At 48.0% G+C, this 19,952-nt stretch carries 19 protein-coding genes; 9 read left to right on the top strand and 10 right to left on the bottom strand.

Annotation, left to right across the window (positions count from 1 at the left end; translation table 11 throughout):
• Positions 1–4 precede the first annotated feature (4 nt).
• Complete coding sequence (locus ACFQ3W_RS13470; RefSeq protein ID WP_379319740.1) at positions 5–646, bottom strand: hypothetical protein; 642 nt, start codon at positions 644–646, stop codon at positions 5–7.
• 358 nt (positions 647–1,004) lie between these two features.
• Between ACFQ3W_RS13470 and ACFQ3W_RS13465 the strand changes: the two genes are divergently transcribed.
• Entirely contained in the window at positions 1,005–1,244 is a 240-nt protein-coding gene (locus ACFQ3W_RS13465) for a hypothetical protein (RefSeq protein ID WP_379319739.1), read from the top strand.
• A gap of 84 nt (positions 1,245–1,328) precedes the next feature.
• On the opposite strand, the gene ACFQ3W_RS13460 is transcribed toward ACFQ3W_RS13465, so the two are convergent.
• Positions 1,329–2,540 carry an MFS transporter gene (locus tag ACFQ3W_RS13460; RefSeq protein WP_379319738.1) on the bottom strand — a complete coding sequence of 404 codons (1,212 nt, stop codon included), beginning with the start codon at positions 2,538–2,540 and terminating at the stop codon, positions 1,329–1,331.
• 247 nt (positions 2,541–2,787) lie between these two features.
• On the opposite strand from ACFQ3W_RS13460, the gene ACFQ3W_RS13455 reads away from it, so the two are divergent.
• Entirely contained in the window at positions 2,788–3,573 is a 786-nt protein-coding gene (locus ACFQ3W_RS13455; protein ID WP_379319737.1) for an alpha/beta hydrolase, read from the top strand.
• A gap of 83 nt (positions 3,574–3,656) precedes the next feature.
• On the opposite strand, the gene rsgA is transcribed toward ACFQ3W_RS13455, so the two are convergent.
• The 3 genes from rsgA to ACFQ3W_RS13440 form a co-directional block, all read right to left on the bottom strand.
• On the bottom strand, positions 3,657–4,742 hold the full coding sequence (gene rsgA / locus ACFQ3W_RS13450; RefSeq protein WP_379319736.1) for a ribosome small subunit-dependent GTPase A: 1,086 nt from the start codon (positions 4,740–4,742) through the stop codon (positions 3,657–3,659).
• Between the two features lie 559 nt (positions 4,743–5,301).
• Complete coding sequence (locus ACFQ3W_RS13445) at positions 5,302–5,994, bottom strand: HAD family hydrolase (protein WP_379319735.1); 693 nt, start codon at positions 5,992–5,994, stop codon at positions 5,302–5,304.
• 146 nt (positions 5,995–6,140) lie between these two features.
• Entirely contained in the window at positions 6,141–6,605 is a 465-nt protein-coding gene (locus tag ACFQ3W_RS13440) for a DUF3939 domain-containing protein (protein ID WP_379319734.1), read from the bottom strand.
• Between the two features lie 228 nt (positions 6,606–6,833).
• Here ACFQ3W_RS13440 and ACFQ3W_RS13435 point away from each other — a divergent pair, with 228 nt between their 5' ends.
• From ACFQ3W_RS13435 to ACFQ3W_RS13425, 3 genes are all read left to right on the top strand, one after another.
• Positions 6,834–7,820 carry a YpdA family putative bacillithiol disulfide reductase gene (locus tag ACFQ3W_RS13435; protein ID WP_379319733.1) on the top strand — a complete coding sequence of 329 codons (987 nt, stop codon included), beginning with the start codon at positions 6,834–6,836 and terminating at the stop codon, positions 7,818–7,820.
• 34 nt (positions 7,821–7,854) lie between these two features.
• Positions 7,855–8,307 (top strand): DUF441 domain-containing protein, encoded by a 453-nt coding sequence (locus ACFQ3W_RS13430; RefSeq protein ID WP_379319732.1) that lies wholly within the window; start codon positions 7,855–7,857, stop codon positions 8,305–8,307.
• Positions 8,308–8,482: 175 nt separating this feature from the next.
• Complete coding sequence (locus ACFQ3W_RS13425) at positions 8,483–8,980, top strand: DUF2231 domain-containing protein (protein ID WP_379319731.1); 498 nt, start codon at positions 8,483–8,485, stop codon at positions 8,978–8,980.
• 89 nt (positions 8,981–9,069) lie between these two features.
• Here the strand turns inward: ACFQ3W_RS13425 and ACFQ3W_RS13420 are convergent, their stop codons facing one another.
• Positions 9,070–10,839, bottom strand: a complete 1,770-nt coding sequence (locus ACFQ3W_RS13420) for an ABC transporter ATP-binding protein (RefSeq protein WP_379319730.1) — start codon at positions 10,837–10,839, stop codon at positions 9,070–9,072.
• A gap of 265 nt (positions 10,840–11,104) precedes the next feature.
• Between ACFQ3W_RS13420 and ACFQ3W_RS13415 the strand changes: the two genes are divergently transcribed.
• Positions 11,105–11,608 carry an ADP-heptose synthase gene (locus tag ACFQ3W_RS13415; RefSeq protein ID WP_379319729.1) on the top strand — a complete coding sequence of 168 codons (504 nt, stop codon included), beginning with the start codon at positions 11,105–11,107 and terminating at the stop codon, positions 11,606–11,608.
• Between the two features lie 143 nt (positions 11,609–11,751).
• Here ACFQ3W_RS13415 and ACFQ3W_RS13410 read toward each other — a convergent pair whose 3' ends face one another.
• Positions 11,752–12,054: a HesB/YadR/YfhF family protein gene (locus ACFQ3W_RS13410; protein WP_379319728.1), complete on the bottom strand. Its 303-nt coding sequence runs from the start codon at positions 12,052–12,054 to the stop codon at positions 11,752–11,754.
• A 536-nt stretch (positions 12,055–12,590) separates the two neighbouring features.
• On the opposite strand from ACFQ3W_RS13410, the gene ACFQ3W_RS13405 reads away from it, so the two are divergent.
• Both ACFQ3W_RS13405 and ACFQ3W_RS13400 read left to right on the top strand, forming a co-directional pair.
• Positions 12,591–14,348: an ABC transporter ATP-binding protein gene (locus ACFQ3W_RS13405; protein ID WP_379319727.1), complete on the top strand. Its 1,758-nt coding sequence runs from the start codon at positions 12,591–12,593 to the stop codon at positions 14,346–14,348.
• A 1-nt stretch (position 14,349) separates the two neighbouring features.
• Positions 14,350–16,422, top strand: a complete 2,073-nt coding sequence (locus ACFQ3W_RS13400; protein WP_379319726.1) for an ABC transporter ATP-binding protein — start codon at positions 14,350–14,352, stop codon at positions 16,420–16,422.
• 95 nt (positions 16,423–16,517) lie between these two features.
• Here ACFQ3W_RS13400 and ACFQ3W_RS13395 read toward each other — a convergent pair whose 3' ends face one another.
• Positions 16,518–17,573, bottom strand: a complete 1,056-nt coding sequence (locus ACFQ3W_RS13395) for a CobW family GTP-binding protein (RefSeq protein WP_379319725.1) — start codon at positions 17,571–17,573, stop codon at positions 16,518–16,520.
• A gap of 147 nt (positions 17,574–17,720) precedes the next feature.
• Between ACFQ3W_RS13395 and ACFQ3W_RS13390 the strand changes: the two genes are divergently transcribed.
• The gene (locus ACFQ3W_RS13390; RefSeq protein WP_379319724.1) at positions 17,721–18,233 is read left to right on the top strand and encodes a MogA/MoaB family molybdenum cofactor biosynthesis protein; all 513 of its coding nucleotides are present in this window, start codon (positions 17,721–17,723) and stop codon (positions 18,231–18,233) included.
• Between the two features lie 85 nt (positions 18,234–18,318).
• On the opposite strand, the gene ACFQ3W_RS13385 is transcribed toward ACFQ3W_RS13390, so the two are convergent.
• Entirely contained in the window at positions 18,319–18,846 is a 528-nt protein-coding gene (locus ACFQ3W_RS13385; protein WP_379319723.1) for a hypothetical protein, read from the bottom strand.
• Positions 18,847–18,933: 87 nt separating this feature from the next.
• Positions 18,934–19,932 carry an acrylyl-CoA reductase family protein gene (locus tag ACFQ3W_RS13380; RefSeq protein ID WP_379319722.1) on the bottom strand — a complete coding sequence of 333 codons (999 nt, stop codon included), beginning with the start codon at positions 19,930–19,932 and terminating at the stop codon, positions 18,934–18,936.
• Positions 19,933–19,952 lie beyond the last annotated feature (20 nt).

Here is a 19,952-nt window from a genome sequence, read left to right as displayed (position 1 = left end):
GGTGCTATAAATGAAAGGATACCATTTTATTGTCTTTAGTCCAGGATTCTGCAGGCTGCATTAGCCATAGCTGGAGCATCTCCAGAAACTTCGCTTTCGGTGTAGGTGTAGCAATAAGCCAATCTTCATCAGTTTTCGCGCTAAAACGAATAAGCCAGTTCATATGATCATTGTTCATAAATTGGGCATTTTGCACGTCCCATCCACCTTTGGTCCTCGTAAAAAGTCGGATTTCTCCATGCGCCATAGGTTTCTTGAGGCACCTAGCAAGTGCGATCGTGCTTTCCACATCGTCTGTCATTTCCGACAGACTGGTTGTCAATTGTTCCAGATCCATATATTCTGACTGACGAACGATGTGTTGGAACTGATTCTTAGACATCATTAGGGCAGGAAGTCCTTCAGGAGTTCGAGCATTCAATTTCATTCTTCCTGCTAGCGATTTGCAGATCTGCTGCACCATGTTGATTCCGATCGTCATCCGGTCTGGGGAGGCACCATTCAAACTCTTTACGATAACCAACTGCTCCCCTGAGACATGGAAACATTCCTCATACGTTTGTGCATTTGTGTAGTAATTTAACCAACAAGCTTTGTCGACATGAGATGCTGCGGTCAGATATCGGAATGCATCGGCCGTAGTCATTAGTCCACCTCCTTCATTGCGTCTAGTCCTAAACTGCTGCCACCTTCTTTACTACGAAAAATAACTTATCTATTAGACCGTTTGTAGTAATAATAACATTTATTTAATGACTAACGCCCGGGAAATTTTGCCAAACCATACCAATAGACCCATAAAAATAGGAATAGGAACTTATTTTTTTATAGCATGAAACTTTTTTTATCGGTAAATCGTAATAGAAATAAGCCGGAAAAAGAAAGACCAATCTATCTTGCTACCGTCATCAAATATTTATTGAATTATAATGTTTTCTTAATCTATTTTTAAGTTTTCAAACCTACAATAATTACTATGAGACCACTGTATAGAGGTGATTACCATGAAAATTTTAATTAACTTCCAAAACAATCTTGTTCCGGTTTACTTCAACGTCGACAGCAAGCAACCTGTACAGCGTACCTTGAAACTGCTGACCAGCGCGCTAGAAAACAAATATAGGAACGGCAAGCAGGCATTGAAGAAATGCTTGGGTTCGCTGATCAGCATCGAAATTGAAGGTTCCGAAGCGATCCTTCACAGCAAGAGCGAGTTTGATTCGCTGGCTCTTTCTCTCTATTAATCTACGAATGATTTGGAAAGTAGAAACTCCCCTTTGCTCGCTATTGGCAGCGTAAGGGGAGTTTCTACTTTTTCTTTTTAAGTTTTAAACACGGATATCCTCCGAGGCTTTATTCGCCCGGCGACCCTTCAAGTTGAACTGAAGCGTAAATGCGGTTAGACTAAGCAAAATCCCATTCAGGACAAAGACATGCGGAATTGAAATCCAACTCCCGAGCACCCCGCCTATAACCGGCCCGGCCATATTGCCAAGCTGGCTGGATGATTGGTTCAGGCTGAACGCCCTACCTCGAAATTCCGGTTTGGTCGCTTGGACGATCAGCGCATTTAAAGCCGGGAAAACAGCCGCAAAGAACAACCCATACACAAAACGCAGAACGCCGAAACCGACTAAGCTGTGGAAGAAGAGTTGCAGAAAATTCCCGATTCCTCCACCGATTAGACCGATGATTAATGTATTCCGATACCCGATTCGCTCGCCAATTTTTCCCCAGAACGGAGCGGCTAACACGGTAGAAATGCCCACCGCCGAGAAGATAATGCCCGAGCTAAAAGACGCATTTGCCGTCGAAGCCCCCAGGTTTAGAACGTAAAGAGACAGCAACGGCTCCAATACCATAACTGAGGTCGTTACTATGAGTACAACCACCAAATTGTTCATCAGCGGTCGGTTAGCGGAAGCCTCCTTAAGATCGTCCTGCACATGAGAGCGTGCTCGGTTCCGGTCATAGTTCTCTTCCTTAACGAAAATCCAGGCAATTAAAGCTGATAATAGGACCACAGCTCCCGCAGCCAAAAATGATTCCCGGTATCCGATAAATTTGCTTAGCGATCCGCCGATCATCGGTCCGATGATCCCGCCGGCCGCACCGGCCGTAGACATAATGCCAAGGGAAAAACCGACGTGCTTCTCCGGCGTGTTCGTTGCTACAAGCGCAATTGCGGACGGAACATAACCCGCCAGCAGTCCGGACAAAATTCGCACGGCGATTAGCTGATAAGGATCTTGTACGAATGAATTTAAAATATAGACCGCACATAAAGAAAATCCCGAACGCAGCAGCATTGGCTTGCGACCATACTTGTCCGATAGCGATCCCCAGTACGGAGCGATTAAGGCACCGGCTAAAAAAGTGATACCGAAAGCAAAGCCGGACCAAACCGTCAAATTTTCTTTTACCCCGAGATCATGTGCAATGAAAAGAGACATAAACGGTATGACCATCGAATAGGCCATACTGCAGAAAAACACACCGGTCCACAGCACATATAGATTTCTTTTCCAGGGGAAAGCCATCTCTCCACCCCCATTGTTGTCTTCTCTTTCTACCGACCTATGGCTCGTTGTTTCATTGTAGCATGATCCGGTTGTGATTTGTAATATTTAGAAATCAGCCTATTCGCGATATAATCGAACTAAGGTCAGGCGTTGCAAGGTCAACGGGCCTGTCCTTGCAAATTCATAGGGGTTTAGGAAGCGATTATATTTCGACGAATGCTGAATTTTCGTTTCTTGAACAACCCCATACAAAGGAGCTTGATCTATGGCACTTTTTCAATGTCGCTTCTTCTCGGAAACCTTAGGGCTCAGCACTTCCATGACCGTCATTTTGCCGGAGCCCGCCACAAAACAAATCGGTATGTCCGCCAGCGCTGTTTCAGGTCCTTACCCTACCCTTTATTTGCTGCACGGCATGTCCGATGACGATTCGATTTGGCTGCGCCGGACCTCGATTGAACGTTATGTTTCCGGGCTCGGGCTTGCCGTCGTCATGCCGCAGGTTGATCTCAGCTTCTACACCGATATGGCTCAAGGCAACCGTTACTGGACCTTTGTCAGCGAGGAGCTGCCGCACCTCTGCCGCTCTTTCTTCCCGCTATCCGACAAACGTGAGGATACCTTTGTCGCCGGCTTATCGATGGGCGGATATGGCGCATTTAAGCTCGCTTTGCGCAAACCGGAGGTGTTCTGTGCAGCGGCTAGCCTGTCAGGGGCACTCAACATTACGAATAGCTACCAATCCAGCCTGGAGTTTACTCCTCTATTCCGTTACATATTCGGAGAAACCGGGCCAGAAAATACGGAAAATGACCTTCTTAAGCTGCTGAAGCAAGTAGGCCAGGATGGCAAACCGGTTCCTAAGCTGTACCAATGCTGCGGAACGGAAGATTTCCTGTACGAAGACAACCAGGTTTTCCGTGAAGCTTGCACGACTGCCGGCTTACCGTTGACCTATGAAGAAGGGCCTGGTACGCATGAGTGGGGTTACTGGGATGCCAAGATTCAGGATGTTTTAAAATGGCTGCCACTATCTTCAAACAACAAATAAACAGGCTTTCACATTTATAACCGCTGGAGGACTTCCCCCAGCGGTTTTCGTATTATACATCTTGTTAATCCATTTCGATATACTTACTCCCAATCCCGTTCATAACGTCTGCGCTGTGCGCCTTTACCGCGAGGAGCCTCGCTTTTTCCAACAGCTGCTTTTACCGCACGCTGACGGCTTCGTTCCTTAGCCGCCTGATATTTTAGCTCGCGCTGCGTTTTCAGGTAATTATCCAGGCGTTTAGGATCCAGTTGACCGCTTTGGATCGCCTCTTTAACCGCGCAACCAGCCTCCAGCTCATGGTGGCAATCGCTGAAACGGCACTGTTTGGCTAGCTCGGTTATATCGTTGAACGCTTCTGACCAGCCGCCGTCATCATCCCATAATTGGAGCTCACGCATTCCTGGTGTATCAATCATAACCGCGCCTTGAGGAAGCAGAAACAACTCCCTATGGGTCGTCGTATGTCGCCCACGGCTATCATCTTCGCGGATTTCCTGAGTCAGCTGAATATCCTGCCCGGCCATCCAGTTGACGATAGTGGATTTTCCCGAACCTGACGATCCCGTCAAAGCTACGGTCACGCCTGGCTTCAGCAAAGCATCGATTTGTTCCTTCCCTTCATCCTGTAATGCACTGACTGCAATTACCGGGACACCAGGAGCGATAAGCTCCACATCGCTAACATGTCGTTCCGGATCATCGGATAAATCTGCTTTGCTTAGAACAACAACGGGCGAAGCCCCACTGTTCCAAGCCATGATCAAATATCTTTCCAGTCGTCGCAGATTGAAATCCTGGTTGAGTGCGGCAACTAAAAACAACAGGTCAACGTTAGCCGCAACGATCTGCTCCATAGGAACCGAGCCAGCGGCGCGTCTGGAAATACGGCTACTTCTAGGTAGCAAGCCATGGATGACTCCATCCGCCCCCTCATCTTCCAAATATCGCAGCGCTACCCAATCACCAACGGCTGGATATTCACTCCGCTCGCCCAGTTCAAATTGCAGCTTGCCTGTCATTTCCGCCCAACCTTCTCCGCGCGGCGTGATGACGCGGTATTTCCGGCCGTGGTCGGCAATGACTCGTGCCGGACATACATGTTCAAGTCCTAATTGCTCAAAAGCGGTATCCCGCTCGCTATTCCATCCCCATACGTTCAAATCCAATGGTGAGTCCTCCTTAAAATGTTCAACTCTGTGATTTCATTTCAAATCCTGTCTCTTTTTTCAGGCCCTCTTAACAGATCAAGAAGCTCCTCCATACCTCTAAGACCATCTAATCCCCGCCAAAGCTAAAAAAGCGCGGGAACATCAGTCCCGCGCTTTGCATGTTAAGGTTGCAATAAACAAACCATCCCTTGCCTTTGCTAACAAAGACAGAGCCGGTTCATTTCTAACCCCTATTGCCTACTTCAGAAGCTTAGTGTTCTGAAGAGACAGCAAAAAGCCGCGGGAACGTAAAACGGTCCCACGGCTGGATTCACCAATTTATAGCTGACGTAAATGATTGGTCAAGAACCAACTAGACCCCCATCAATGCGTCAACGCAAAATCCATTTCCGTCAAGAAGACCGTATTTACAAAATGAGATGTCAACGAATCGTTTAGAACAGTAACAACTCTATTCATAAATCATCAGCCTCCTTAAAAAGATTTGTAAACATCATAGTGGATGAATACATCGTTTGTCAATAGTTTCCTTGGCAATACTTCCCGTGAAACTCCTTCAGCCCAGATGAGTACTTTCAGTTAGCAGTGGTACGACTTCATTCAATTCCGAGATTGTTTTCCAAGGTCTGCCTCCTTCGAGCCCCTCGTCCCAGCGGTGCTTGCGAATCAGCCAAATCCCTCGAACGCCCACCTGCGCTGCTCCCCATATATCATTCCGCGGATGATCGCCAATGATGACAGTCTCCTCCGGTCGTGAGCCTAAGCGTTCCAAGGCCATAAGGTAAATTTGCTGATCCGGCTTGCGAATGCCAACATCTCCAGAAACCACAATCGCATCAAAATAATCTCTAAGCTGTAGAGTGTCAATTTTACCATGCTGCAAATGGCTGGTCCCATTTGTAATGATACCTAGGCGAAGTCCCATAGAGCGGCAGGCTTCAAGCGCCTCCAATGCATGATCCATCACCTTTGCGTGAGACATGTAATAGCGGTCGTAATACTGCTTCAGTTCGCCTAGCTCCGGATGTTTTTTCCAAGGTAATATGTCGAGCAGCTCTAGAAAAAAACCGTCTTTATCCCTGTATCCGTCCGCATCCCTTTCCACGATATCGTCAACCAGTTTCTCGCGGGCGTCGTCCGCCATAGGTACTAAGCATTCTATCGTGAGTTGCCTCGCAAAACTTCGAAACGTATAGTCCCGATCCATCAGCGTATTATCCAAATCAAACATCACTGCTTTGAGCTGCAATGGTTTCCCCCTACTTTCTCTAGCTGTCTTTCCTCTATTGTAAAACAACCTGTCAATAAGAAAAACGTAAAAACAAGAAGCGCATGACCCACAGACGGATCTTGCGCTTTTATTATTAATAAATATATTTGAGCAGAAAATTTAATTCACTTACTTGGCTTATGGGTGAGCATAAATTCCTCATCCGTCATATACAGGGGAAACGGCGGCAATTCGCGCAGGTAATGCTCTCTCATCAACAACCGAAAATCCACCTCGGATTGGGACGAACCTTTTACCAAAGGAAGTTTGCCCTGCTCCTCCATATAGTTGTCGACCGCTGCCTGAACCATATCCAAGTAGTACGGAATTTGACGGTCGGCTTCATTAAAAATCTCATAAGTTTCCTTCGACAAATAAAACTTTTGGTCCGATATCCCACCTAAATATCTCGACAAACGCTTCATGTCCAGACTTCCGTCGGGCAGCAGCAGCGACAACCGGGTTACCCCTTGGGGCATTTCAGCTTCATAATGTAGTACTGCCTCCCTCACCTGATCCAGCGAGACCTCCACGGCAGTCGGGATGCCGACATGAGCAGGCTGACGTTTCCTTTTAAACCATAACTTCATGACCGGTGCCTCCCTTTCAATAGTTTAAATTTAACGCAAACGCTTACACCCTTAGTGTACTCCAAAAAGGTTACTTGTGCACCCTTAAAATTTGAAATGTCATAGGTTTGTCATACCTCGTTTTGCTTACGAAAATGATGAACAACTGGCGAATCTTAATCATTTGCTGTAGGATGGTATTGTTTTGGAAAAACTATGTTTTCAGAAATGCGATTTAGGAGGTCTCCTATGCAGGATGTCATAATAATTGGAGCAGGACCATGCGGATTATCGGCGGCGATCGAATGCCAGCGGCGTGGATTAAATGCCCTAGTACTGGAGAAAAACTGTCTTGTTCATTCCATTTTTTCTTATCCTATCCATATGCAATTTTTCAGCTCTCCGGAGCTGCTGGAAATCGGGGATATCCCGTTTGCGACTTCAAATGAAAAACCATATCGCCATGAAGCGCTTGCTTATTATAGAAAGGTTAGTGATTTCTATAACGTTCCCGTAGCGGCTTATGAGGAAGCAACGAATGTCACCCGCCAAGCGGACGGTACTTTCCTCGTACACTCCGTGAAACGCGGGGGAAAAACTCGGGAATATGAAGCAAAACATGTCATTATCTCTACAGGGTATTTTGATCATCCCAATATTTTAGGCATCGCCGGAGAAAATACCGACAAAGTGTCCCACTATTTCCAGGAGGCTCACCCTTATACCGGAATGCGAGTAGCTATTATCGGTGGAAGTAATTCCGCGGTCGATGCCGCTCTGGAGTTAATACGCGTCAATGCTGAAGTAACAGTGGTATGCCGAGGGGAAAAGCTATCTGCGTCGGTCAAGCCGTGGGTTAAGCCAATCTTTGATAGTATGGTCGATAAGGGCAGAATTCAGCTGAAGCTGCGATCCAAAATCGTGGCTATCCGGCCAGATGAAGTCGAAATCAAATCGGAAATAGACGGTAGTCTCATCACTATTCCTAACGATTTTGTGCTCGCTCTCACCGGCTTTCGTCCGGACCGTGAATTGTTGTTTGCAGCTGGAGTTGAGCTGTCGGAAGATATGGATAAGCCGGTGTTCGACCCGGAAACGATGGAAACGAACGTCCATGGTTTATATGTCGCCGGTGTTATCGCCTCAGGGCGTAACGCTAATGAGGTGTTTATCGAAACGGGGCGCGAGCATGGCCGTTTGATCGCAGAGCATATTATGGCGTACCGCGGAAAATAGGTCCCCGTGAATCCGAACTAGAGGGAGTTTTAACATGAATCAAATTGATGTCACCGCTTTACTGTTACTGGTTATGGCTGCACTCGGTATTTTCAGCAGCAATATGCCAATCACTGTCGCCATGATCGTCTTACTGCTTCTTCGGGTGCTGCATTTGAATAACACGTTTCCATGGCTGGAGAAATATGGACTGACGCTGGGTATTATCGTACTGACCATCGGAGTGATGACACCAGTGGCCAGCGGCAAAATATCCGTTCAAACGCTATGGGCCTCTTTTCTTCACTGGAAATCCCTTCTTGCCATCGGCGTCGGTATCCTCGTGGCCTGGCTTGGCGGCCGGGGCGCAACGCTCATGGGAAACCAACCAACCGTCGTAGCTGGCCTCTTAATCGGCACCGTGCTCGGCGTCGCTTTCTTCCGCGGCGTTCCTGTAGGCCCACTGATCGCTGCCGGAATTCTATCGTTGCTGATCGGAAAATGGTAAAGTAATACAGGCGAGGTTGTTCCAAGAACACATTCATCTTGGAGCAACCTCTCTTCGTATAAGCTCTATAACCTGTAACGAGAAAATTTGATCCTCCATCGTTTTTTAAGAAAATTTAAAGAAACAAGCTGCATAATGTTCTTAGAAACGAAATTCCAAGTTGGAGGGATTCTTAATGAGTTACCTAGTAAACAATCTGCATTTCATCGTCATTCACGTACCGATTGCTATGCTCTTATTCAGCTTTTTGTTTGATTTAGCCGCTGTTTTCCTCAAGAAAAAGGACTGGCACACCGCCGCCTTTCTCTGTTTGATCATCGGAACACTAGGGGCTATCGCTGCCGTGATGACAGGACCAGAGGAATCGGAGGAAGCGCTTGTTGAAAGACATGAGTTATTCGCGAATATGACCATGTTCTTGTTCATTGCGTTATCACTCATCCGGTTGTGGTTCCATTTCCGTAAAAAGAAAGAACTCGGCGGAAACGCTATTTACCTAGCTGCCGCCCTGGTCGGCGTGCTGCTAGTGTCTTATACCGGGCATCTTGGAGGTCTGATGGTTCATCCTGACAAGGGCGGCGAAAAAGAAAGTCTTCAAGCACCGATCTCCTCCATTCAGCAGAGCGCCCAATTGGGCCAAGCCCGTTTGAATATCATACAGCCCTTGAACTAATAGGCACATGGATCCTGTTTATTGCAAAAGGTCCCCTCAAAAAGAGGGGACCTTTATTTGAAATATTTTTGCGACTGCCCCAGCATCCTTCAAATAGCTGGCTGAGGCTGTGAATTCAGGTTCTGAATGCTGTATAGCTGCGCATACACACCATCCGGGTTAGCCATCAGTTCCTCATGCGTGCCTCGCTCGGCGATCTCACCATTCTTCATGACGATGATTAGATCGGCGTGTGTTATGGTGGACAAACGGTGCGCGACGATGAGTGTCGTACGGCTCCGCGACAGCTGCTGAAGGGACTGCTGAATCAGATGCTCGGATTCCAGATCCAGCGCCGAGGTCGCTTCGTCGAGGATCAAAATCGGCGGATCCTTCAAAAAGACGCGGGCGATTGCGATCCGCTGCTTCTGGCCGCCGGACAGCTTGACGCCCCGCTCCCCCACTTCCGTATCGTAGCCCTGCGGCAGCTCCATGATAAAATCGTGGGCGTTGGCCGCCTTGGCTGCGGCGATTACCGCCTCCTCATCTGCATCGGGACGTCCGAGCAGGATGTTGTCGCGCACGCTGCCGCTGAACAGGAAGTTGTCCTGCTGCACCATCCCGATTTGACTACGTAGGCTTTCCATTGTCCAGTGGCGCACATCTTCACTGCCTACAGTAAGCGCGCCTTTTTGGATATCGTAGAAACGAGAGATCAGACCGACCAGCGAAGACTTGCCTCCTCCACTCATTCCAACAAAAGCTACCGTTTGACCCGGGTTAACCTGGAGAGAAATATTTTTGAGCACCCATGTGCCCTCCTCCTGATATTTAAACCACACATTTCGAAGATCAATACCGTGGTTCCCTGAAGTCATGACCTCCGCATCCGGCTCATCCGTCATGTCATAAGGCTCTTCAAGCAGCTCCAACACTCGTTCCCACGAAGCAGAAGCTTGCGTCAGCACCGTCGAAGAGTTAATAAGCCGTTTTAGTGGCGCGTAAAGTCGGTCCAGATATCCAAAAAATGCAACAAACGTTCCCAGGGTCAGATGTCCTTGAACGACCTGGTATCCACCATAACCAATCACAAGCAGCGGCGCGATGTCGGTCATCGTGTTGATAATGGCAAACGTCCAGGCATTCCATCGGCTGTGAGCCATCGCTTTTTGCAGATACTTGCCATTGATGCCCTCGAACTTCTTCTGATCGTACCGCTCCAGCGCAAAGCTGCGGATAACTGAAATGCCTTGAATACGCTCGTGCAAGTAGGCTTGGATACCGGCGAGGGCAGCGGAACGTTCTTTGGTCAGCTTTTTCAGCCGCTTGTACAAAATTTTCACCGCAATGGCATACAGCGGAAAAATTGCAATCGATACGAGGGTCAACACCGGGTTCAAATAGAACATAAACCCAAGCACAAAGACGAGCGTAAACGTGTCCAGCCATACGTTCATCATCCCGACCTCTACGATATTTTTCGTCTGCTCCGCATCGTTAATAAAGCGAGAAATGACTTCGCCGACCTTGGTATTCTGGTAGTATCTGAGCGATAATCGCTGCAGGTGCTCGTAGAGCCGATTGCGAAGGTCGAACAAAATTTTAGCAGTAATGAGCTGGGCAAAATATTGCCTCGCATACTCTACCGGCCCCCGAACAATGACAAACAAGACAAATGTGATGCCAAGCACCACCATAAGCTGTGATACCTTTTGCCCAATATCAATGGCCTGATTTAGTAAAATATCATCGACTACATATTTTTGAACCAAAGGAAGCAATGATGGAATGCCGAACTTGAGCATCCCAATCAGCAAAGTGACGATGATCCATTTAGTATAGGGACGAACGAATCTAAAATAAGTCTTCCAATGCTTCAAAGTTAAAAACACATCCTCTGTATAAACGAAGTATATAAAGTCCTTGTTGCTGCTTAATCCAGTATAGCGTCTCCTCCGTCAGTTGGGTTTTGCCGTCTAGCAAGTTCCGATTCATTAGATAAAATCTCTTTTACCTAGGGATAAATGCCATTTTCGCTTTGTCAAAGCTGAATTTATATACCATGTGTGGTATACTCCTTAGTAAATTCGTAGTACTGCTCAGCTATACAGTAACCAGGCAAAGACCGCTTTAGGAGGATTGACCATGTCACGCCGATTTGTCATTGAAGCCGTGATGGTGGCGATATACGGAGAATTGATGGTGCCGCAAGCACCTGTGGAATATATTGTACCTTACACCACAATCATGGAGCTTTATGAATTTCAAAACAGTCCGGAGCCGCTCATGAACGATCCCGCCGACGACCTGCATGTCAAACATAAAATTGGCGAGTTGATCGCCTATTTAGAAGAACCGTTAAACCGCAAAAAACTGGAACGGGCCCTAGGTGTCCCCTGGTCAAAAAGCCCATCGATTCTCTTTGGTGACCAAATCTCTTGGACCGTAGTCAACGCGATTGATAATGAGAGATACGGCGAATTACTCGACCCGATTGAGACCGAAATCGTACTGACCGCTCAGCGGGAGAACGCTCCAGTGTTAACCGACCAGCTTGAACTGATCCGCCGAATTATCGAAGCAGAAATGCCGATACAGGTATTTGATATCGGGGACTTTGAGTTTGCGATGGAAGATAGCATGATTTAATGCCATGAACTTTTTTTAAAAAAATCATAATAAGTCCCAAGATAAATAGAAGGCCCGCCAAAAACGGGCCTCTTCGCTATTCTTCAAAAAAATAGACACCTGGCTAATCATACTGATGCGTTTCGGCATAACCCAATGATCGATTAATTCGGTGGACCAGCCGCTTCATACTCATATTCAATGTCGCCTAATCCCTGATCGTAGGACACGTTCAAATGATAACCATTCAAATACCACATGTCCCGCTCCTCCATAAAGAACGTAATTCCTTCCACCACCGAGGTAATCCCCGGCGATACCGGCCGGTCAACGTCGATCCCGAGCGAGAATCCGGGATGCAAATTGCCGCCTGCGCTGTAGCGCGCAAAAAATCGTACCGCTTGCCCTGCTTCAAGACCCAGTTCGCGTTTGAACCAATCGGCGGCTTCATGAGTAACCTTGATCATCAGACTCTCCTCCTCTCACGTTTGTTTATATTTTAGACTAATTTGTGATGAATGCCAAACAAATGATCGTCAACTCATTCATTCTGTTAAATACATTATGAAAAATAGGTTTGACACCTTCCGAAAACGGGTGTAGAATCGTGAACATACGAGATCAGATTTCAATTAATTACCAAATTAGAAAGGGTGAGAAATGGTGTTCAAGTTTAAATATAATCCCGCGTTTAAAAAAGCGGACCGCAAACAACTGAATACCGGAGTAACCCCTGCAGGATTGGATTTGCATAGTACTAAGTACTAACCGCCCCGTTGTTTTACGGGATTCGGCAATATCATACGCGGAGGTTACTTGCATCAAGTAACGAACGCGAACATATGTTATGGTCTTAAGGCATATCGTTTACGAGCGATATGCCTTTTTTGCGGTTTCAAACCACTGTAGAGGTAAACTCGGAAACAAGCACAAATGATAACGATGAATGTGAAAAACTGTTTAACAATGTCATCTACAGAAAGATAAGGAGGAGACCAACGAAATGTTCTCTGTTTTGAAAAATTTAGGCTGGTTTTTCAGCCGAGAAAAAAAGCGCTACACCATTGGGCTTATTTTTCTCATCGTCGCAGGAATCGTGGAACTTGCCCCGCCTCGACTGCTCGGCAGCGCCATCGATGAAATAGTCGCCGGCACGGTAACCTGGGGCTCACTAACGAAATACATCGCATTAATCATCGGCGTACTTATTTTTATCTACCTGATTACGTACATATGGATGCGGGAACTGTTTGGGGGATCAAATCTGGTGGAACGCCTGCTGCGTTCCCGCTTCATGAGCCACCTGCTGCGAATGACTCCGCCGTTCTTTGAACGGAGCCGCACCGGTGACCTCATGGCTCGGGCCACAAACGATTTACGCGCAGTCGCCACAACCGCCGGGTTCGGTATGCTGACACTTACCGATTCTACCGCATATTTGTCCGTCATATTTATCGCCATGAGTACACTGATCAGCTGGAAGCTGACCCTCGCGGCCATCATTCCTCTCCCCTTCATTGCTCTGGCGATGAAGATCTACGGTCGGATTATCCACGAGCGTTATACGCTTGCTCAGGATGCTTTCGGGGATATGAACGATCAGGTATTGGAATCGGTAGCGGGCATCCGCGTCATCCGCGCCTATGTACAAGAACGGCATGATGAAAAACGCTTTGAGGAAATTACGAACGACGTTTACAAGAAAAACTTAGCTGTGGCCAAAGTTGACGCTTACTTTGAACCGACTATTCGCTTTTGTGTCGGACTCAGTTATGCGATCGGATTGACATACGGCATGTATCTCGTATTTCATAACGAATTAACCCTGGGCGATCTCGTATCCTTCAACATGTACCTAGGGATGATGATTTGGCCGATGTTTGCCATCGGTGAATTGATTAACGTCATGCAGCGCGGAGGCGCTTCGCTAGATCGTGTGAACGAAACGCTGAGCGTAACTCCAGATGTACAGGATGCACCAAATCCGACGAATGTGAAGGCTCCTGAGACCATCCAGTTTAAAGATGTAACCTTCCGTTACCCTACTTCAACGATCAACAATTTGGAGCACATTGATCTGACGATTCGTCGTGGAGAAACGTTAGGCATCGTTGGAAAAACGGGCAGCGGTAAGTCGACGCTATTAAAGCAGTTGCTCCATGAATATCCGCTCGGCACCGGTGAGATTGCCATCTCCGGTGTGCCAATTCAGAACATCGCACTGAATCAGCTTCACGGATGGGCCGGCTATGTTCCACAGGAACAGATTCTGTTCTCCAAGACGGTCCGTCAGAATATCCAGTTTGGGATGAAGGATGCGCCTGACGACGACATTATGGAAGCTATACGTACCGCTGCATTTGACCAGGATCTTGGCACGCTGTCAGACGGTCTTGATACGTTAGTCGGTGAAAAAGGCGTTGCCCTTTCCGGAGGACAAAAGCAGCGTGTCTCGCTGGCCAGAGCATTTATCGCCGATCCGGAAATTCTGATTCTGGACGATGCCTTATCTGCTGTCGATGCGCGTACCGAAGCGAAAATCATTACCAACATTCGCAGCAAACGCTCCGGCAAAACGACGCTCATTTCCACGCATCGGTTGTCCGCGGTTGAACATGCCGACTGGATCGTCGTGTTGGAAAAAGGTCAAATTATCGAACAAGGTACCCATGAAACGCTGCTCGAGCTGGGCGGCTGGTACCGTGAACAATACGAACGTCAGCAAGTGGAATCCAACCTTTCTGACGGGGAGGTGTCCTAAGATGCACACCCAAATTGGGAAATCGCTTTTCAAATACGCCCTCGTGGCGAAAAAGACATTTATTTTAGCACTAATTATGCTGGCAATCGGCGTAGCCGCCGATCTCGCCGGTCCATTTCTCGCCCGCACCATGATCGACGACCACATGCTCGCGATTGAAAAACCGTTCTATGAAACGACTGCAACGGGCAAAAGCACCGTCGAGTTTGAGGGCCGTCATTTTAAACGAGCCGACCGCTTTGCGGAAGGCGAAGCGAAAGGCAGCGAGGTTCGAGTGCTGCAAGTCGGCACCAGCTTTGTGTTCGTAGATGCGGCCGTCGCAGACGTTTCCGGTGCCCGAAGCTTTAAGGACGGAATTTTAACCTTGAACCAGAAAGACAAAACAGTAGGTTACCCGGCGGTAAAACTAAGCGCTACTGAGCTATTTGCTTTTTACAAACCGGAGATCCCCGGCATTATTTCATTGATAGGTTGGTACTTCGCCTTCCTTGCTGTCTCCATCGTGATGGAATTCGGTAAAACATACTGGCTTCAATCCTCGGCGAATAAGGTTATTCAAAAGCTTCGGATTGACGTATATGCCCATATTCAGCGGTTGCCGGTGCACTTTTTTGATAATCTGCCGGCCGGGAAAGTCGTTTCCCGCGTCACTAATGACACCGAAGCGATCAAGGAACTGTTTATCGCCGTTCTGGCAAACTTCTTCTCTGGCATCATTAATATGCTTGGGGTTTACGTGGCTCTCTTCCTGCTGGACGTGCGGCTCGGACTTATCTGTTTATTCGTCGTACCGATTATTTGGGCTTGGGTTATCCTTTACCGGAAACTGGCTACGAAATACAACACGATCATCCGCTCCCGGTTAAGTGAGATCAACGCGATTATCAACGAATCGATTCAAGGCATGTCGATCATCCGGATTTTCCGCCGCGAGAAGCAAACCGAGGAAGAATTCGAGAAGCTGAACGACGATTACATGAAAAACCAAAACAAAATGCTGAATTTAAACGCATTCACTTCGCACAACTTGGTCAATGTCATTCGTAGTCTCTCCTTTGCCGTCGTGTTATGGTATTTCGGTTCGGCACAACTTGATGGAACGAGCGTCATATCGCTAGGCGTTCTGTACGCCTTCGTCGATGTGCTGGGTCGTCTATTCCAGCCGATTACCGGGATGGTTAACCAGTTGGCTGCTCTTGATTCCTCTATGGTATCCGCCGGACGGGTATTTTCCCTGATGGACGAACCGGGTGAGGATGTTGTGGACGGATCGATGCCGCGTTACAAAGGAAACGTGGTGTTCAAGGATGTATCGTTCGCATACAAGAAGGATTATGTGCTTAAGAACATTTCATTTGAAGCGAAGCAAGGTCAAACGGTCGCTCTCGTTGGTCATACCGGGTCCGGCAAGAGTTCGATCATTAACCTGCTCTTCCGCTTCTATGATCCGCAAAAAGGAACGATCATGATTGACGGTCAACCTGTTAAAGACCTGCCGAAGCAGTGGATTCGTCAGCATATGGGCATCGTACTGCAGGACCCTTATCTCTTTACCGGGACGATTGCCTCCAATGTCAGTCTTGGAGACGAACGCATATCCCGCGAAACGATTGAAAAAGCACTTAACGATGTTGGGGCTACTCAGATTTTGGCGCACCTGCCCAAGGGCCTAGACGAACCGGTTGTGGAAAAAGGCAGCACGCTTTCTGCCGGGGAGCGGCAGCTCATCTCGTTTGCAAGGGCGCTGGCGTATGATCCGGCAATCCTTATCCTGGATGAAGCGACGTCCAACATCGATACGGAAACCGAAGCATTGATCCAGTCTGCTCTTGAAGTGCTGAAGCGGGGACGCACGACATTTATTATCGCTCACCGACTCTCCACGATCCACAATGCCGACCAAATTCTGGTGCTGCATCGCGGGGAAATTGTGGAGCGGGGAACGCATGATGAACTCCTGGCACAGGGCGGCCGGTATTATCAAATGTACCGTCTGCAGCATGGGGCCTCTGATAATCCAGCTGCAGGGGGAGCTGAACCAAGAGCGGTTACACCTGCAGCAAATCCAAGTTAAACTAAAAACATATATAGAGAACAATAAAAAGATATGAAAAAGGACAAAGAAAACCGCCGGACCTTAATGTTCGGCGGTTTTGTGTTATCTCTCTTCTACTCTCTCTGCTCAAGATCATTCAGCCGCTTAGCGATCAGGTTCTTATCGAAATGTTCACCGATAAATACAGCGACATCCGGCACCTCTCCTTGCGGTGTAATTTTTAAATAATCGGCTTCCCGATAAGCATACTGGAATAAGAAACGGCTGGCCGTATCCGAAAATTGCAAAATGCCCTTTCCTCGGTAAATATCCCGTGGTAATTCGGCAATAAACTGCTCAAAATCGTTGCTGTCGATTGGTCCGTGAAAATAGTGGGTGTAGACTGTGACATGCTCATGGGAAGCATGCGGGTGAGCATCCTTTTCTCCGCTTTCGCGCTGCTCCCCTTCATTGTGGTGATCATGGTCATGATGATGACTGCAGTGATGATGCCCTTCGCCATCGTTGCATCCGCATCCTTTAGCAGCCTGCAGGGGCTGGTCGTTCTGTGGATGGCTATCCTTAACCCCGCTCAAGATCTTGTCCAAATTCACCCCACATTTCACTGTGGAGATAATGTCAGCATACGGATTGAGTTTTTGCAGCTGTCCCCTAATTTCCTGCTCTTGCCCTTCTTTTAACAGGTCTATTTTATTAAGCACGAGCACGGAGCCGCAGCGAATTTGCTCCAGCATAAGCCGGTATGTTTTCCCTTTCTGAGAAGCGTACAAATCGGCAAAATGCAGTGCATCCACTACCGTGATCATCGGTTTAATATCCAGCTTGAGATAAAGCGAAACCTCGGTTACCGCATCGAAGATTTCCAGAGGATTACCCGCTCCGGTCGCTTCAATCACGATAAGATCCGGTTGTTCCTTAGAAATAAGCTCAGCCATCTGTACGCTCAAATCCCCGCGAATCGTGCAGCAAATACAGCCACCGATCATTTCAGCCATCGGGACATCGCTGGATACGAGCAGCCCGTCCAGATTCACGTCACCGATCTCATTCATGATTACGGCTGGGCGAAGTCCTCGCTCCTGCCAAAGCGCAAGCAATCGCTGCAGCAGTGTCGTTTTTCCGCTGCCTAAAAAGCCGGATAATATATATACAGGCGTTATTTTTTCCATATGGCTCTCCTCCACTTCCGCTACCTGTCTTCATGAATGCGAGTTTACACCAAGCTGCCACAACATGCAACCCGAATATCACGTCGAGATGTTTAGGCCTAGAAGTGGTAAAATGTAATTAGTCCATAAAGAAAGGAATCGATTTAGATGAGATCGGTAGATGAACATCGCAGTGAAGCACCGGATCAGGTTTCTTGCATGGTTGTAACGGTATCTGACACGAGAACCGAAGATAATGACTACAGCGGGCAGCTGATGAAGGAACTGCTGGAGCAAAACGGATATAAAATAGCACGCTATACTATCGTAAAAGACGATTATGACGGCATACGGCAGTTGCTCCGTGAAGCGGCCTCCGATCGCGGCATTGAAGCGGTCTTGCTCAGCGGAGGAACCGGTATCGCGCCTCGGGACACCACCTATGAAGCGGTGCGCAGCCTGCTCAATAAAGAAATGCCCGGATTCGGGGAAATTTTCCGTTACCTCAGCTTTACGGAGGATATCGGCTCTGCGGCGATTTTAAGCCGGGCGATTGCCGGAACAGTCAGCAATATGGCTGTTTTCTCGATGCCAGGTTCTAAAGGGGCGGTCAAGCTGGCGATGGAGCGAATCATTATTCCCGAACTGCGGCATGTGATGCGGGAGATTTATAAACAGTAGTCTGAGATCACCCTATATCTAATTAAAAAGAAAACCAACCTCTTACCTCTTTAGAAGAAAGGATAAGAAGTTGGTTTATTTTTTGTTAATCGATTTTGGTGCGAATACGATCCAGCACTTGATCAAATACAGTCTTCATCTGGCCGCGATATTTCCCGTCTTTGTTTCCGCTTGAAGCGTAGACAAGTGCAGTATTATGGCGTGCTGCAATGACGGAAGCTCCGTTTACTGAAGCCGGCTTATCATGATTCGTACCATAAATTTCTGTAATCCTCTTCATCCGGTCGCCTTCACTGGGAAATACGTGGACGATCAGAAAATGCCGAGCATCTCCATTGATGAAGTAGCTGTAGCTGATGCTTCCGTCCAAGCCTTCGGCATAAGTCTCATGCGTTAGGCGAATTTTCCGTTTGGCGCACTCGGTCTGAAGTGAATTCAGCAGGGCGCTGTTTAGCGTTGTCCCGCTGTTAAGCTGCCGTACATTTCCTTCGCGAGCGCTCTCCATGGAGTACTTGTTCATTTCATCTTTTGCCACTTTTTGTGTTCCACTGCTGCACCCGGTGAACAGTGACAACGTTAAGGTCAGACCGAGGCTAACCCTCCACCAAATCATTAGCAATCCCATCCTTCGTACAAGGCTTTGTTCGCTTTGGATGGTGTTAGGTTGTCTCTGTGATGACCAAATTATACCACTATAAGGCTACGACAGTAGGGAAATAACCTGACGTCCTAACGCTTTCCCCTCAAGAACGGTGGATAAAGCCAATGGAAGCTGCTCCAGAGGGTATACTTTCACCCCTGAGCTCAGTACCCCACCAGGCTTCCACGCACCAGCAAGCTGCTGCCATAGCTGCAAACGAAGCGACATAGGGCAGAAAACCGAATCGATACCTAGCAGGTTGATTCCCCGCAAAATAAACGGGTAGACTGAGGTCTCCACTTTCCCCCCGGCAGTAAGGCCAGATAAAGCAATGGATCCGCCGTATTTCACAGCTTTTAGGAGCTCTGCGGTTACAGGTCCGCCTACCGGATCCACAACCGCTGCCCAGCGCTCTTTGCCGAGCACCCCTTTAAATGCTGTAACGGCATCTTCTCGTGAGATAACCTCAGAGGCACCAAATGCGACGAGTTGTTCACGGATATCGCTTTTTCCGGTCATGGCGACTACTTGAAAGCCCAATTTGCCAAGGATCGCGACCGCGATGCTTCCTACACCGCCGCTAGCACCAGCAACTAGAACAGGTCCGTCTTCCGGAGTGAGGCCGTTATCCAACAGACGCTGGATCGAAAGCGCCGCCGTGAATCCGGCAGTACCGATCGCCATAGCTTCAAGTACCGATAGCCCTTGAGGCAGCGGAACAAGCCAATCGGCCGGTACACGGGCAAGCTCAGCGAAGCCGCCTTCATGCGTGACACCAAGCCCGTAGCCGGTACAAAGCACCTTATCACCAGGCTGAAACCGGGTATCGCGGGATTCCAGCACTTCCCCGGCCAAGTCAATCCCGGGAATGAAGGGAAAGCTTTTTACGATCTTCCCTTCCGGAATACTCGCTAAACCATCTTTATAATTTACACTGGAGTAGTGAACCGAAATTGTAACCTCTGCATCGGGTAATTCGGTTGGTCCGATCGTTTCGATTTCACCTCGAAAGCCCTGCTCATCTTGATGTACACGGAAAGCGCGAAACTGCTTTTCCAAATGATTATCCTCCTCACCAG

The organism is Paenibacillus puldeungensis (assembly GCF_042678945.1).
In the GTDB taxonomy this organism is placed as follows: domain Bacteria; phylum Bacillota; class Bacilli; order Paenibacillales; family Paenibacillaceae; genus Fontibacillus; species Fontibacillus puldeungensis.
The sequence above is the reverse complement of the archived record's forward strand: the minus strand, read 5'-3'. Positions and strand labels throughout refer to the sequence as shown.